14 protein-coding genes and 1 pseudogene are annotated in these 14661 nt (G+C 51.3%); 5 read left to right on the top strand and 10 right to left on the bottom strand.

Annotation, left to right across the window (positions count from 1 at the left end; translation table 11 throughout):
* Window positions 1-600: 600 nt before the first annotated feature.
* Together rne and IQ217_RS03185 are read left to right on the top strand one after the other, a co-directional pair.
* Window positions 601-2628 carry a ribonuclease E gene (gene rne, locus IQ217_RS03190; protein ID WP_194018892.1) on the top strand — a complete coding sequence of 676 codons (2028 nt, stop codon included), beginning with the start codon at window positions 601-603 and terminating at the stop codon, window positions 2626-2628.
* An 83-nt stretch (window positions 2629-2711) separates the two neighbouring features.
* Complete coding sequence (locus IQ217_RS03185; protein WP_190597395.1) at window positions 2712-3284, top strand: ribonuclease HII; 573 nt, start codon at window positions 2712-2714, stop codon at window positions 3282-3284.
* A 9-nt stretch (window positions 3285-3293) separates the two neighbouring features.
* Here the strand turns inward: IQ217_RS03185 and mutT are convergent, their stop codons facing one another.
* From mutT to IQ217_RS03170, 3 genes are all read right to left on the bottom strand, one after another.
* Entirely contained in the window at window positions 3294-3704 is a 411-nt protein-coding gene (gene mutT, locus IQ217_RS03180; RefSeq protein WP_190597315.1) for an 8-oxo-dGTP diphosphatase MutT, read from the bottom strand.
* Window positions 3705-3936: 232 nt separating this feature from the next.
* Window positions 3937-6093: a polyribonucleotide nucleotidyltransferase gene (locus tag IQ217_RS03175; RefSeq protein ID WP_190597313.1), complete on the bottom strand. Its 2157-nt coding sequence runs from the start codon at window positions 6091-6093 to the stop codon at window positions 3937-3939.
* A 206-nt stretch (window positions 6094-6299) separates the two neighbouring features.
* Entirely contained in the window at window positions 6300-6632 is a 333-nt protein-coding gene (locus IQ217_RS03170; protein ID WP_190597311.1) for a cupin domain-containing protein, read from the bottom strand.
* 20 nt (window positions 6633-6652) lie between these two features.
* Between IQ217_RS03170 and IQ217_RS03165 the strand changes: the two genes are divergently transcribed.
* Window positions 6653-6808: a hypothetical protein gene (locus IQ217_RS03165; protein WP_190597310.1), complete on the top strand. Its 156-nt coding sequence runs from the start codon at window positions 6653-6655 to the stop codon at window positions 6806-6808.
* Between the two features lie 20 nt (window positions 6809-6828).
* Here IQ217_RS03165 and lepB read toward each other — a convergent pair whose 3' ends face one another.
* Window positions 6829-7401: a signal peptidase I gene (lepB, locus tag IQ217_RS03160; protein WP_194018891.1), complete on the bottom strand. Its 573-nt coding sequence runs from the start codon at window positions 7399-7401 to the stop codon at window positions 6829-6831.
* Between the two features lie 190 nt (window positions 7402-7591).
* Here lepB and IQ217_RS03155 point away from each other — a divergent pair, with 190 nt between their 5' ends.
* Window positions 7592-8983, top strand: coding sequence for an NAD-dependent malic enzyme (locus tag IQ217_RS03155; RefSeq protein ID WP_194016448.1), 1392 nt, complete (start codon window positions 7592-7594; stop codon window positions 8981-8983).
* Between the two features lie 50 nt (window positions 8984-9033).
* Here the strand turns inward: IQ217_RS03155 and IQ217_RS03150 are convergent, their stop codons facing one another.
* The 6 genes from IQ217_RS03150 to rsmA form a co-directional block, all read right to left on the bottom strand.
* On the bottom strand, window positions 9034-9741 hold the full coding sequence (locus IQ217_RS03150) for a hypothetical protein (protein WP_194018890.1): 708 nt from the start codon (window positions 9739-9741) through the stop codon (window positions 9034-9036).
* 157 nt (window positions 9742-9898) lie between these two features.
* On the bottom strand, window positions 9899-10876 hold the full coding sequence (locus tag IQ217_RS03145) for a cysteine synthase A (protein ID WP_190597302.1): 978 nt from the start codon (window positions 10874-10876) through the stop codon (window positions 9899-9901).
* Window positions 10877-10981: 105 nt separating this feature from the next.
* Complete coding sequence (gene ispE, locus IQ217_RS03140; RefSeq protein WP_194018889.1) at window positions 10982-11929, bottom strand: 4-(cytidine 5'-diphospho)-2-C-methyl-D-erythritol kinase; 948 nt, start codon at window positions 11927-11929, stop codon at window positions 10982-10984.
* A 104-nt stretch (window positions 11930-12033) separates the two neighbouring features.
* A complete protein-coding gene (locus IQ217_RS03135; protein ID WP_194018888.1) occupies window positions 12034-12369 on the bottom strand; it encodes a XisI protein in 336 nt (111 codons plus the stop codon).
* Window positions 12357-12773: a XisH family protein gene (locus tag IQ217_RS03130; protein ID WP_194018887.1), complete on the bottom strand. Its 417-nt coding sequence runs from the start codon at window positions 12771-12773 to the stop codon at window positions 12357-12359. The genes IQ217_RS03135 and IQ217_RS03130 overlap by 13 nt, the downstream gene beginning before the upstream one ends.
* Window positions 12774-12971: 198 nt before the next feature.
* On the bottom strand, window positions 12972-13802 hold the full coding sequence (rsmA, locus tag IQ217_RS03125) for a 16S rRNA (adenine(1518)-N(6)/adenine(1519)-N(6))-dimethyltransferase RsmA (RefSeq protein ID WP_194018886.1): 831 nt from the start codon (window positions 13800-13802) through the stop codon (window positions 12972-12974).
* Here rsmA and IQ217_RS03120 point away from each other — a divergent pair.
* Window positions 13767-14656: pseudogene (locus IQ217_RS03120) on the top strand (16S rRNA (uracil(1498)-N(3))-methyltransferase). The gene rsmA and the pseudogene IQ217_RS03120 overlap by 36 nt on opposite strands.
* The last annotated feature ends 5 nt before the right edge of the window (window positions 14657-14661 follow it).

Raw genomic sequence — 14661 nt, 5'->3', positions numbered from 1 at the left:
TTATATTCAGTTTAAATTTCTTGGGCATCAGGTTTATTTCTTTTGACAATGCCCGGGTTATTTTGAGAGGGACTCCAAACCCTCAGGTTCGATGTCCGATGTAATCATTGGCATTGATCCAGGGATAACCAGCAAAAGTTATGCCCCTGTAGTGAATCGCCGTAAGCAGCCCCCGATTCTTCTTTTCTAATCGTTACCGGTTGTCGTTCTTACGGTGCAGAAAAACAGATAGTTTTTTCCGTCTTAAACTGCCTCCAATACTCTTGCCTATCTATCTCCCCCGTCCGTGCGATGGGCGGCTGTCCCCTGGGCGTTTCCCTGGGAATATCTACGGCTTTCTCCAGCAAGCTGACCGTAATCCATGCCCCCCCAAAAGTTCCTGCTCACACCTGATCAGGAAGCTGTGGTGGCAAAAAACGGTCACAACTATGGCCATGGGGATGACGGGAGTAGTTCACTGGGCGAGAGGGTAGGTTGACCCTAGAGAGGAAAATATTCAGTTCACCCCATGTCCAACATTACAACATTTTTCTGTAGGCCACCCTGCCCCTGTCCACACCACTGGGACGGCTTTCGGATGGCCTTTTGAGGAATATATTTATGCCAAAACAAATTGTCATTGCTGAAAAACATCAGGTTGCTGCTGTTTTTTGGAAGGATCAAATTCAAGAATTGGTGGTGTCCACGGGCAGCCAACAGGTGGGAGATATTTATTTAGGCTTAGTTGACAATATTCTGCCCAGCATTGACGCCGCTTTTATTAACATTGGGGACACCGAAAAAAATGGCTTTATCCACGTCAGCGACCTAGGCCCAGTTAGATTAAGACGCACCGCCGGTTCCATTTCGGAACTTTTAGCTCCCCAACAGAGGGTGTTGGTGCAGGTGATGAAAGAACCCACCGGGAATAAAGGCCCCCGCCTGACTGGAAATATCAGTATGCCAGGGCGTTACATGGTGTTGATGCCCTATGGTCGGGGAGTTAATCTTTCCCGCCGCATTAACCGGGAGGAGGAACGCAGTCGTTTAAGGGCTTTGGCGGTGTTGATCAAGCCACCGGGCATGGGACTACTGGTGCGGACGGAAGCGGAAGATGTGCCGGAAGATGCAATTATCGAAGATTTGGAAAATCTGCAAAAGCAATGGGAGTTGGTGCAACAACAGGCCATGACCCGTAGTGCCCCCATGCTCCTAGACCGGGATGATGATTTCATCAAGCGAGTGCTGCGGGATATGTATTCCAGCGAAGTGAATCGCATTGTGGTGGATACCCCGGCGGGGATGAAACGGATCAAACAACAATTGATGAACTGGGACCAAGGTCGTTTGCCGGAGGGGGTTTTAATTGATTGTCACCGGGAATCCCTCAGTATTCTGGAGTATTTTCGAGTCAATGCCACCATCCGGGAAGCCCTCAAGCCCAGGGTGGATCTGCCTTCGGGGGGTTATGTAATTATTGAACCGACGGAAGCTTTGACGGTCATTGACGTTAACTCTGGTTCCTTTACCCATTCGGCCAATTCCCGGGAAACGGTGCTCTGGACTAACTATGAAGCGGCCACGGAAATTGCGCGCCAGTTGAAGCTAAGAAATATTGGTGGGGTAATCATTGTCGACTTTATTGACATGGACACCCATAAGGATCAACTACAACTTTTGGAGCATTTCAACCGTTGTTTGGAGTCCGACAAAGCCCGGCCCCAGATTGCCCAGTTGACGGAGTTGGGGCTAGTGGAGTTGACCCGTAAGCGCCAGGGACAGAATTTGTATGAACTGTTTGGCCAGACCTGTCCTGAGTGTGGTGGTTTAGGCCATTTGGTGGAACTCCCTGGCGAAAAGGGTTTTGTTTCCTTGGTTCCCACAGCGGTCAGTAGTAGCATTCCCCCCCGGTTGGTGGAAAAACCAATTCTCTCTCCCCCCACTGCCAAGGTCAGTGAGCCGCCGAAGAAGGAAGAAGCGAAAATATCTAGCCCTCTGGACTTACTCTTCCATCCTAATTATCAAGAGCAAGGCGATCGGGATAATAACCGCCGTCGTCGCCGTCGTCGAGGCTCGGACTTTTCTGAAAAGGAAAATACTAAGTCCGTGGGGGTTGCCCGCAGTAAGAGCACTGGCACTAGCCCCAGCCCTACCAAGGAAAAGGCCAGTGGCACTGCCCCTCCCCGTCGTGAGCGGCCGTCCCGTCGAGTGGAAAAAACGTTGGTTCCGGTGGATGTCACCATGACAACTTTGGAACAGGACATTTATGCCCGCATGGGAATTTCTCCCCTGGTCAAAACGGAATACGCTGACCAGGACCCCCGCTCCTTTGTGGTTTCGGTGGTTACTGCGGGTACGGCCCGGGAGGAAAATAACAATGGTAATGGCAGTCAGGTTAATACGGTCATTACAGCGGTGGACAATGGCGATAATAGTCCCGATGATGTCCCCAGTGATGGGCCGACGATTATATCTGAGGTCACAGCCCCAGTTATTGAGCAATCAGTAGACGAAACGGTAGCTCAGGAAAAAGTTGACTTGCCCCAACTCGATGATGAAGCTTCATCTGCTGCGGTGGCAGAGGTATCTACTCCCACGGAAACAAAAAAACGTCCTGGCAGAAGACGGCGGCGTTCTTCGGCGGAGTAGGTATTAGCTTGATTTACTCTCCCAGTTGTTACAACGATCGCCAATGGTGGCAGGAGAGCCAAGGACTATCCGGCGATCGCCTGGTGGCGGGGGTGGATGAAGTGGGGCGGGGAGCTTTATTTGGGCCGGTGGTGGCGGCGGCGGTGCTAGTTCCCATCGAAGCCATTGACCAGTTACAGGCTTTGGGGGTGAAGGATAGTAAAAAACTGTCTCCCCAACGTCGTGCCCAGTTGGCCCAGGCATTGCCCCCCTATCTCCACAGCTATGGCATTAGCTTTGCCGATGTGCCCACTATTGAACGGATTAATATTCGTCAAGCTAGTTTGTTGGCCATGGAGAGAGCGGTGCAGAAATTGCCCGTTATGCCGGCCTATGTGTTGGTGGATGGGCGAGACAGGTTACCCCGCATTGTTTCTGCCCAAATGGCCATTACCGGGGGAGATGGTAAATCTTTGCTAATCGGTGCCGCTAGCATTTTAGCTAAGGTTTGGCGGGATAGTTTAATTACCCGTTTAGCAGAACGCTTTCCCCATTACGACCTGGCTAGCAATAAAGGTTATGGCACGGCCAACCATCGCCAAGGGTTAAGGCAGTATGGTGCAACTCCTCTACATCGCCCGCTTTTTTGTCGCAAAATTATTGAAGACCTGGATTGACCGACCCGTTTATTTCAGAAACTTTTGGCGCAGGGCCTGAATAATTTCCCCATTAGCCTTGGGAAAACGATACTCCCCTAAATCGGCGATCGCCACCCAGCGTACTTCTTCACAGGCAATGGTTTGGGGTTGCCCCGATAAATACTGACAGAGATGGACATACAAAGTTAGTCGCACCTGGGGATAGGTATGGTCAATGGTGAGCAGGGATTCCCCCACTGCCACTTCAATGGCAATTTCTTCCCGCACTTCCCGTGCAATACATTCGGCGGCGGTTTCCCCCGGCTCCAGTTTACCCCCAGGAAATTCCCACAGCCCCCCAAAGGATCCCCCCACCGGACGGCGATCGATCAATACTTGGCCTTGGTCATTGATAATTACCGCTACGCCAATTTGTTTATGGGGAAAAGAATGGGCCATGGGAAAAAACAGTGTCAATAAAAACTCGGAGTAAACACCAAAGCAAATCCCCTAAGTTCGGATACCCAGGGGATCGGGATGATATCAGCTTACTTGGTCAAGTTAGGCAAAACAGTTGCGGCTCATTGGCTTGTAATCAGTGGCGTTGGGAGAGTCAAACCCAAAATCAATTTAGGTCTGACCCCTATTGGCAATAGGCCAATTAGCCCTAAACCCCCACAAGCAAGTTAACTTAGCCCCGGCTGACGTTACGACGGGCTTCCGCCGCTTCATCGGGGTGGATACCCAAGCGGGTCAGGTTTAAGCGGCCTTTACTGTCAATTTCCCGTACTTTGACAATGACCTCATCACCCACGCCCACTTCGTCTTCCACTTTGCCGACCCGGCCTTCCGTTAATTGGGAAATATGGATCATGCCTTCTTTTCCAGGTAGCACTTCCACAAAAGCCCCAATGGGAATGATTCGGGTCACACGACCGAGGTACACTTCCCCTTCGTTGAGTTTGCGGGTCATGTTGTAAATCATCTGCCGAGCCCGTTCTGCCCGTTCCCCTTCGCTGGAGGCAATGGTAACAGTACCATCGTCGGCAATGTCGATTTTGCAACTGGTTTGTTCGGTGATGCCCTTAATGGTTTTACCACCGGGCCCAATGACCATGCCGATATGTTCGGGCTCGATTTTCAGGGTCAATAACCGGGGCGCAAAGGGAGACAACTCGGGACGGGGCTCCCGGATGGTGGCTAACATTTTGTCGAGGATATGGAGCCGGGCGGGGAGGGCTTGCATGATGGCCTTAGAGACTACTTCCATGCTCAGACCATCAATTTTCATATCCATTTGCAGGGCGGTGATACCGGAATCGGTACCAGCTACTTTGAAATCCATATCCCCAAGGAAATCTTCAATGCCCTGAATATCGGTGAGAATACGAATTTCATCCCCTTCTTTGATCAAGCCCATGGCGGCGCCACTGACGGGTTTTTTGATCGGTACCCCGGCATCCATCAGGGCAAGGGTGGAACCACAAACGGAGCCCATGGAGGTGGAACCGTTGGAAGACAGAACTTCCGATACCACCCGCACCACATAGGGAAAGTCTTCCTGGGGGGGGAGTACTGGTATGATGGCCCGTTCTGCTAAAGCACCGTGGCCAATTTCCCGGCGGCCAGGGGAGCGCATGGGGCGGGCCTCACCCACAGAGTAGGGGGGAAAGTTGTAATGGTGGAGATAGCGCTTTTCGTCCTCGGGATGGAGGTCGTCCGCTAGATCCTGGGCATCACCTGGGGAACCAAGGGTGGCGAGGGATAGTACCTGGGTTAAACCCCGGTTAAATAAACCACTACCATGGACCCGCCGGGGCAGAAAGCCCACTTCACAGCTAATGGGTCGTACCTGTTCGAGTTTGCGGCCGTCTACCCGTACCCCTTCTTCGACAATCTGTTTGCGCATTAACTTTTTGGTCAATGCTTTGTAGAGATTGCCCACTAGTTTGGGGTCTTCTTCCACACTCTGTTTGACGGGATCGGTTTCCGGCAATTCGGCGATCGCCGCTTCCACTTCACTGGCTTTAATTTCATCGAGGGCGGCGTCCCTACCATCTTTACCCAGGTCAAATTTACCAAGTACAGTGATAATTTTTGGGGCGGCTTTACTTTCGATGAACTGTTCCACCGTGGTATTGACCAAGGGAGGCTCAGAGGTAGCCAGGGTGATGCCCAAATCTGTCATCAATTCCTGCTGGGCGTTGATCAGATCCTGTACTGCTTCATAGCCAAAATCAATCGCTTCGATGATGTCCTGTTCTGGTAACTGGTTCGCTCCAGCTTCTACCATGACAATACCGGCGGGGGTACCAGCCACCACCAAGTCCAAATCTCCGTTATAGACCTCTCGATAGGTGGGGTTAATAATGAAATCATCCCCCACTAGACCTACCCGCACTGCGGCCATGGGACCTTTGAAGGGAATTTTGGCTAGAATGACCGCCACCGAAGCCCCTGTCACAGCCAAAACATCGGGGGGAACTTCCTCGTCCATGGAAAGGGTAGTGGCAACTATTTGTAGTTCATCCCTGAGCCAATGGGGAAACAGGGGACGTAAAGGACGATCAATGAGGCGGCTAATTAATGTGGCCTTTTCTGGGGGTCGGCCTTCCCGCCGCAAAAAACCGCCCGGAATACGACCTGCGGCATAGAGTCGTCCTTCGTAGTCCACCGTTAGGGGTAGAAAATCAATGCCATCCCTTCCTTTAGCTCTGGTCGCCGTGACCAACACCGCTGTATCACCGGATTGAATGAGGACTGAACCTCCTGCTTGGGGAGCTAGGGTTCCCATTTTGAGTCTTATATCCCGTCCGTCGAAGGATATGGACTTGTCAAACTCTTGCATTTAACGTGTTTTCCTTATGTGCTATGACGTTTCTTCTTCTCAGCAGATCCTAACACCATTGACGAACCCTGGGCCGACCAAACGGCGATCGCCTGGGCATGATCCCTATCTTTGCCAGGATTCCCCTTGGCCTTAGGGCTTTTTCCGAGCTGGTTGAACTTTTTTGTTGCGCTATGGGAATAGAGAACCGTTGGTCAGATTGGGGTCTAGGGCTGACTGAGGGTAAGTAAAAAGGCCAAGTTGGACGTCGCTTTGAGAGCATGGGGCGCATTGGCCGGCATCACCACCCACACGCCTGGTTCCAGGGTAATGTTTTGGCCGTCCAAGCTCAGTTCTCCTGTGCCTTCCAGACATTGCACGACGGCGTTACGGGGAGTGCTGTGTTCTGAGATGTCGGTGCCTGTCGCTAGACAAAAAAGCGTGTACTGACAAACCCGGTCTTGGAGTAGTACTTTACTCAGGATGCCGGCCTGGGGATACTCAATGTGACTTTGTAATTGAGTGGATGATGGTTGTAGGGAAAGAATGGTGTTGACCATAAAAACCTCGAAGACAATGGTTGCAATTTGGAATTAAACTTTGGCTCTTGCTGGGGAGCAGTTCTCGCCCCATTTTTTGGTTTGGCAATAGGTACCTTACCGACCAACGGGGAGGCAAGATTACCATTCTTGATGCCAATGAGCTCACGGCGATCGCCCAACGACAAACTGAGTAAAAAGTTGGCAACTGAGTCGATTAGGCTACCGATGATTCCGGGCCGGTCAGTTGCCCCCAACGGCTGGCGGGAAAAAAGCGAAATAGGGCATGGCCGATGATGTTTTCCTGGGGTAAAAATCCCCACACATGGGAATCGTTGCTGTTGTTGCGGTTGTCCCCCATGACAAACACTTGACCTTCTGGCACCTGCACGGCGGGCAAATTATATTGGGGCGGCTCCAAAATATATTTCTCTTCCAGGGGTTGTCCATCCCGGTAGACAATGCCATTATTCACCGCTATCGTTTGCCCAGGCATGGCAATGACCCGTTTGATAAAGGCTTGATTGCCGTCGTAGCCCTGCACCTGCAACAACTCCGGCGGATGGAACACGATGATGTCCCCAACCTGGGGAGGATGGAAATGGTAGGAAATTTTCTCCACCACCAGGCGATCGCCTTGTTCGAGGGTGGGCAGCATGGAGTCGGAGGGAATGTAGCGGGGTTCCGCCACAAAGAAACGCAGTAGCAGGGCCAACAGCAGGGCCACAACGAGCAGGGGAATATTTTCCTTGATGAATTGCCAACGGGAAGAGGCGGGGGAATTTTGCATAAAAGGGAATCGAACGGGAAACGGTCCTGGGGGGAGATTGCTAGGGCTGGATAGATAGGCAAACCCTGACAGCCAGGGCAAACCTCGGTAAGCAAAGGTCACAGATCAAGCATAATCGAGGAGAGACTGCGTACCCAAACGCCGCCTGAGATTATCGATTTTCGCTTTTCAACCTTTTTTCGATCGCCCTATGGTTAGCCTTACCCCCAATCCGAGTTATAGCGTCAGCCTCCTGTTGGAGCTACCCAACCATGCCGGCACCTTGGCCAGCGTTACCCAGGCGATCGCCGATGCGGGGGGAAGTTTTGGGCAAATTTCCTTGATTGAAAGTAATCTTAAGCTCACCCGCCGGGAAATTTCCGTAGATGCTTCGAGCAGTGAGCATGCGGAAAAAATTATTGGGGCGGTGAAGGCTCTGGATAATGTCAAATTACTGAAGGTATCTGACCGCACCTTTGATTTGCATCGCCAGGGAAAAATTAGCGTTGTCAGTCGCATTCCCCTCACTTCCCAGTCGGACTTGGCCATGGCCTATACCCCTGGGGTGGGGCGCATTTGCCGGGCGATCGCCGAGGACCCGGATAAGGTTTACTCCCTGACCATCAAAAGTAATACGGTGGCGGTGGTGACCGATGGCAGTGCGGTGTTGGGATTGGGCAACCTGGGGCCAGAAGCGGCCTTGCCAGTGATGGAAGGGAAAGCAATGCTGTTCAAAGAATTTGCCCAACTAGATGCGTTTCCCATCTGTTTGGCCACCCAGGATACGGAGGAAATTATCCGCACCGTTAAGGCGATCGCCCCGGTATTTGGGGGGATTAATTTGGAAGATATTGCCGCTCCCCGCTGCTTTGAAATTGAAGCCCGCCTCAAAAAAGAATTAAATATCCCCGTATTTCACGACGATCAACATGGCACCGCCATTGTTACCCTGGCCGCCCTGTTCAATGCGCTGAAGTTTGTCGGCAAGGCCATGGCTAAGGTACGCATTGTCATCAACGGCGCTGGGGCCGCCGGGTTGGCGATCGCCGAATTACTGCAGGAATCCGGGGCAGAAAATATTTGGATCTGCGATTCCAAGGGCATTGTGGGTAAACATCGCACCGATTTAAACAGCAAAAAACAGGGCTTTGCGGTGGAGGCGGAAGGTACCCTGGCCGATGCCATGGCCGGAGCCGATGTCTTTTTAGGGGTGAGTGCGCCGGGGGTAGTGACCAGGGAAATGGTGCAATCCATGGCCAAAGATCCGATTGTGTTTGCCATGGCCAATCCCATCCCGGAAATTCAACCGGAATTAATTCAGGAGGATGCGGCGGTCATTGCCACGGGGCGCAGTGATTACCCCAACCAAATTAACAATGTGCTCGCTTTTCCGGGGGTTTTCCGGGGAGCTATTGATTGTCGGGCTAGTATCATCACCACCAGCATGTGCATCGAAGCGGCCAAGGCGATCGCCTCTTTGGTGCACAGCAACACCCTAGATAGTGAGCATATTATTCCTTCGGTTTTTGACAATCGAGTTGCCACCACCGTGGCCAGTGCGGTGCAGTTGGCCGCCCGCAGTGAGGGGGTAGCGGCCCGATAATGCCCGTTGGGTAAACCAGTCACTGCTATTACTAAGCGTTGGGATAAGATTCAGCGCCAAAGGTTGAACATCCCCAAGCCGGCAAAAAAGAGAATAACCACACCAATTAACAGGAATAGACTAGGCACCCGCCTGAGTTTTTCCACGGATTGGTCGCTGAGCAAATGGGCTTTCAGGCACCACTGTCCTTCTTGTTCTGTCAGTTCACCGAAGACAAAAACAGGATCGTTAGTGCGCCAAAATAGTTCAGTGACGGTGAGGGAACGTCGCACCCCCAACCAGTTATCAGGGCTAATGCCATTGTTCTGCAAAAACTCCACCATCTGGGGATGATTACTCTGCCAAAGCAAGTTTTGTTGGTATTGATGTTTGGGGCCATGGTGACCCCCCAGGTCATGGATCTGCTTCAGCACAGTGTCCGGTTGCTGCTCAACTAGAAAGGAACGGCGATCGCCCCGGCGTAGAATGGCAAAATTTTCCACTCCGTAGGAACCATGGTCGAGGCGGCTAATGCTGTTTTTACCTTGTTTTTCGGTGACGATAACCCGCCAGCGGAGGCAAAATTCCTGGGCAATGGGAGACCGTAAAATGGTTCCTGAACCATACATTCCTTCCACATAGACCTTTTGACCCGATCGCCCCCTTTTACCGGGAGGCAGTGGTTGGTATTGAGCTAGAGCTTGGAGATAACTCCAACCCATGCGGTGAAAGAGGGCGAAACCTATGGTCAGGATAATTAGCTGAAAAACGATCGCCATGGCCTATCACCGAGAATATTTCCGGTTAACCTAAGCTGAAAAATTTTGGCAGTTTCCAAAGGCATAGATTGTTAGACCAATTTTTTCCATGGCGACGATCAAATGGAGCACTATGGGCCCCGTTCCCCGATAAAAAGCAAGAGCCTCGGCGCCGAAACTAATCTGGAACGGTTAAACCCTTACTGGCCAGCCATTCCCCGTTGTAAAGACGGGATTGGTAACGGGCTCCTCCGTCACAAAGTACGGTAACAATGGTGTGCCCTGGCCCTAGCTTTTTGGCCAACTCATAGGCCGCCCCCACATTAATGCCCACGGAGCCGCCCATAAAGAGGCCATCCTGTCGTAGCAGTTGGTACACCACCCGCAACGCTTCCGGGTCATCGATTTGCACCGCATCGTCAATGGGCACATTTTCCATATTGGCGGTGATGCGACTGTTGCCAATGCCTTCAGTGATGGAATTACCGCTGGGGTTAATTTCCCCGGTTTTAACGAAGCTATACAGGCCACTGCCCATGGGGTCCGCCACCACGCATTGCACCGCTGCGGACTGTTCCTTGAGGTACAGGGCTACCCCTGCATAGGTGCCCCCAGTACCCGTAGCTGCTACCCAGGCATCCACTTTGCCGTCCGTTTGTTGCCAAATTTCCGGGCCGGTGGTGTGGTAGTGGGCTTCACGGTTAGCCAAATTATCAAATTGATTGGCCCAGATGGCATTATCCAGTTCTGCGGCAATGCGGCCGGATAGTTTGACGTAATTGTTGGGGTCTCGGTAGGGCACCGCTGGCACTGTCCTCACTTCTGCGCCGAGGGTACGCAGTAGGTCAATTTTTTCCTGGGATTGGGTGTCGGGAATGACGATTAAGCATTTATAGCCTTTGGCATTGCAAATATGGGCCAAACCAATGCCCGTATTACCGGCTGTGCCTTCCACCACGGTGCCGCCTGGTTTAAGCTGGCCTTGCTTTTCCGCCGTTTCAATGATGCCCAGGGCCGCCCGGTCTTTGACGGAGCCGCCGGGGTTGAGGAATTCCGCTTTGCCTAAAATTTCACAGCCGGTTTCGTCACTGAAACTGTTGAGGCGAATCAAGGGGGTGTGGCCAATGGAGTCCACAAAGCCATGCTTAATATCCATGCTGAATTGAGGTAGGGCGGGCAATCTGGGGTTAAAACCCTGTTAGGTTATCCTACCCCAGGGAGAATTTTCGCGGAATTGGTTGATCTGATTCAGTGCCCAATTTCAGTGATCAATAATTTGAATGCCATGGCCGATGGTGTGGGTTAACCAAAAATCCACATCGGGGTCGTTTAATTTTTCTTTGGCGATCGCCAACACCTGTTCTGCGGTCGCTTGATCCTGACAGAGGGTAAAAACGCTGGGGCCGGAGCCGGACATCATGGTGCCCAATCCCCCCGCGGACTGTAAGGCCTGGCGTAACTGGGCCACAGCTTCATGGGCGGGTAACACAACTTTTTCTAAATCATTGTGGATATGGCTGGCAATTTGCCCTGGGTTGCGGTGCTGAATGCCCTGGAGGAGGGGCCCCGCATGGATGGTTTTACGCCGGGCCCGTTGGGATTGGTCGTCGTTTAGGTAATTTTTGCCAAACTGTTGGCGATAGGTTTGGTAGGCCCAGGGGGTAGAAACTTCCATGGAACGGTGTTTGGCCAACACCACCCAGAAACAATCCCCGTCCGGTAAGGGGTCGAGGATTTCCCCCCGTCCCGTGGCGATCGCCGTGCCGCCCCCAATGCAAAAGGGAATGTCGGAACCCAGTTGGGCCGCTAACTGTTCTAATTCCGGCCTGGTTAAACCCAAATTCCAGAGCAGGTCTAAACCCACTAACACCGCCGCCGCATCGGCCGAACCGCCTGCTAACCCCGCCGCCATGGGAATGTGCTTGGTCAGGGTGATATCTACACCGCCATACTGACTATGGGCCTGGGGAAAATGGTTAATCATCAACTGGGCCGCCCGGTAGGCCAAATTAGTGGCATCGTTGGCCAGGGGACTGTCCCCACAACTGAGGCGGATGTCATCAGTGCCGTTGGCCCGCACGGTAATTTCATCCCCCAGGGCAATGCTCTGCAACACCATCACCAATTCGTGGAAGCCGTCGGGGCGATCGCCAAGAATTTCCAGGAAAAGATTAATTTTGGCGGGGGCGTGGAGGGTGTAGGAATACATTAGGTTGGGGGTGAAAGAGGGGCAATAAATCAGTTAAATCTAACCACTCAAGTTATCTCGCCTAACATTTTACGGCGATTGGCGAATCCTAATTTGATCTTTTTCTAAGCAACGGCGAAACCAGTATAGGGGCGTATTTGTGGCTCATGGAAGCCAAGGACAATTTCTTCTTTGGCAATACCTGCACTGACGAGTTCTGTGGCAATGCCATCCTCTGTGTTGTCACACTGAATCCAGAGCTTACCGTCAATAATTTCCAGATGAATTAGAACACTGTGATAGCGTTGGTTCCGTTGCCAACCTTCGGAAATAATTAGGTATTGATCATGGGTTTCATCAATGACAAGACGATTTTTAATTTCGGCGTTGGCATAGGAAATATTGGCATAGGGAGTTAGGACTTTCTCAATAATTTGGCGATGTTTAGCTAGCCTATCCATTGGATAATAACCTCTTTTTCAGGGTCAAAGACAATTAATCTAACTGTGTTTTCTTCTAGTAAAATTTGGCCAATCTCCTCCATAAATAATTTTCTATAAATAGCGTCCCTAATGGCAAGATACAAAACTCGACCAAGAGATTGCCTTTTGATGATTTTTTCATAAAGAATATATTGACCTAAAGCATTTTTAAGGTCTTCCACCTCCGATGTACCAATAAAACTTTTAATCTCTACCGCAATTCTGCGATTCTGTTTTTCTGCAATCAGCAACTTTTCCGCCGCCAAATCAACAAACAGATCCTTTTTGCCTATTTTCAAGCTCAGGGGGTCTTCCGTGATCGTCCATCCTTCCTTAATCAAAGCATTTTTAACACAGTCGTGGAAAATATCTTTGGCTGGCATAGGTTGCTAGAATTTAATTTTAATCTATTCGAAAAGCTGGATTAAAGATCCCATAACTGTAAGAACTACAAACATAAATCTAAAACTTTCTAGCAAAACTTGATCCGCCGTCAGTGATAGCCATAATTTGCTTGGCGATCGCCAAGAATTTCCAGGAAAAGATTGATTTTGGCGGGGCGTGGAGGGTGTAGTAATGCATCAGGTTGGGGAAAAGAAAGTCGGCAACAAATTAGTTAACTCTAACCATTGTTCTAGGCTCAAGTCTTCCGCCCGGGCAGTACTCGGCAAGGCTAACTGTTCTAATACGGTAGTTAACTGTTCCGGGGCAATTAATCCCTTGAGGTTATTGCGTAACATTTTACGGCGATTGGCGAACCCCAGTCGGAGGAGTTGATCCAATAAACGGCGATCGCCTGGTAACTGATCTACGGGGTAGGGAGTTAAGCGAATAACAGCGGAATCCACTTTGGGCGGCGGGGTAAAGGCTTTGGGGGATACATCCACAATCCAATCCACCCGGGCGAGGTATTGCATCCGCACCGACAAGGCTCCGTAGGCTTTGGTGCTGGGTTGGGCCGTTAATCGTTCCGCAATTTCTTTTTGTACTAATAAAACAATGGTGGCCAAACTAGGTGATCGGGGTTTTTGGATGGTGCCGAGTAGTAGTTCGAGAATGGGGCTGGTGATGTTGTAGGGAATGTTTGCCACTACCTTATTCGGGGCTGAAAATTGGGGAAAATCCTGTAATAAAGCGTTTAAATCTAGTTTTAAGACATCTCCTTCCAAAAGCAGAAAATTTTCCCGTTGCCCTAATTTTTTGCGTAATTTAAGACATAAATCCCGGTCTAACTCCACCGCCACCAGGGGATTGCCCGTTGCTAATAACTGCTTGGTCAAAACCCCCATGCCCGGGCCAATTTCCCAGAGGCGATCGCCGGGTTGGATATCTGCCGCCGCCACAATGGCCTGCAAAGTTGGTGGATGGTTCAGCCAATGTTGGCCAAAGCGTTTGCGGGGTCGAAAAGCCATAAAATTTTGCTTAGTGCTTGGGTCAGTGCCCTGGGGAGGCAATGCCAGAAGCCCATTGTACAATTTGTCCTATCCTCCACCCTCGTTTGGGGATTGATTTTAGCGGGGAAAAATTCCTCAATTACTGTCCTATGGCCTACCGTTTGGTTGTTGCCCCAGAGCAAATTACTGATGCTACAGTTATGCTGACTGCTTCCCAGCGGCATTATCTCCAGCGGGTATTGCGACTGCAAAGGGGTGATGGCTTCATGGTGTTGGATGGTGGTGGCGGAGTATGGCGGGCCCAGTTAAATGATTTGGATGATGGCACAGCCCAATTATTAGAAGCGGTCAGTGAGCAGAATGAATTACCCCTGGCGGTGACTTTGGCGATCGCCTTGCCCAAGGGCAGTGGGTTTGAGGAAATTATTCGCCCCTGTACGGAGTTGGGAGCCACAGCGTTTCAACCTTTGTTGACGGAACGCACCCTGCTAAAGCCCAGTCCAAACAAACTTGAGCGTTGGCAACGCATTGTCACAGAAGCGGCGGAACAGTCGGAGCGGCAATGGTTACCCCCGGTGGCTCCTCCATTAACGTTTGGTCAATTTGTCGAAGAGGTTACGGGGCCAGAAACCCTGGCTTTGCTCTGTGTGACCCGTAGAAATAGCCCTATGCTTGGGGCATACTTGAAACAGAGTGGTTTGCCGGCCCAAATGGTGTTGGCCACTGGCCCAGAGGGGGGATGGACGGATCAGGAAATCGCCCTGGCGATCGCCAAAGGGTTTCAGCCCGTATCCCTCGGTAAACGGATTTTGCGGGCGGTGACAGCCCCCACCGTAGCCCTAGCCCAGCTTACTGCTCTGTTGGAAACCTAATATTT

This window comes from Synechocystis salina LEGE 00031, assembly GCF_015207985.1.
Taxonomy (GTDB): Bacteria; Cyanobacteriota; Cyanobacteriia; order Cyanobacteriales; family Microcystaceae; genus Synechocystis; species Synechocystis salina.
This window is presented reverse-complemented; position numbering and strand designations above follow the sequence as displayed.

Coding starts and splice junctions, on each gene's coding strand:
- rne (WP_194018892.1), top strand. CDS start 601: ATGCCAAAACAAATTGTCATTGCTGAAAAACATCAGGTTGCTGCTGTT.
- mutT (WP_190597315.1), bottom strand. CDS start 3,704: ATGGCCCATTCTTTTCCCCATAAACAAATTGGCGTAGCGGTAATTATC.
- IQ217_RS03175 (WP_190597313.1), bottom strand. CDS start 6,093: ATGCAAGAGTTTGACAAGTCCATATCCTTCGACGGACGGGATATAAGA.
- IQ217_RS03170 (WP_190597311.1), bottom strand. CDS start 6,632: ATGGTCAACACCATTCTTTCCCTACAACCATCATCCACTCAATTACAA.
- lepB (WP_194018891.1), bottom strand. CDS start 7,401: ATGCAAAATTCCCCCGCCTCTTCCCGTTGGCAATTCATCAAGGAAAAT.
- IQ217_RS03155 (WP_194016448.1), top strand. CDS start 7,592: ATGGTTAGCCTTACCCCCAATCCGAGTTATAGCGTCAGCCTCCTGTTG.
- IQ217_RS03150 (WP_194018890.1), bottom strand. CDS start 9,741: ATGGCGATCGTTTTTCAGCTAATTATCCTGACCATAGGTTTCGCCCTC.
- IQ217_RS03145 (WP_190597302.1), bottom strand. CDS start 10,876: ATGGATATTAAGCATGGCTTTGTGGACTCCATTGGCCACACCCCCTTG.
- ispE (WP_194018889.1), bottom strand. CDS start 11,929: ATGTATTCCTACACCCTCCACGCCCCCGCCAAAATTAATCTTTTCCTG.
- IQ217_RS03135 (WP_194018888.1), bottom strand. CDS start 12,369: ATGGATAGGCTAGCTAAACATCGCCAAATTATTGAGAAAGTCCTAACT.
- IQ217_RS03130 (WP_194018887.1), bottom strand. CDS start 12,773: ATGCCAGCCAAAGATATTTTCCACGACTGTGTTAAAAATGCTTTGATT.
- rsmA (WP_194018886.1), bottom strand. CDS start 13,802: ATGGCTTTTCGACCCCGCAAACGCTTTGGCCAACATTGGCTGAACCAT.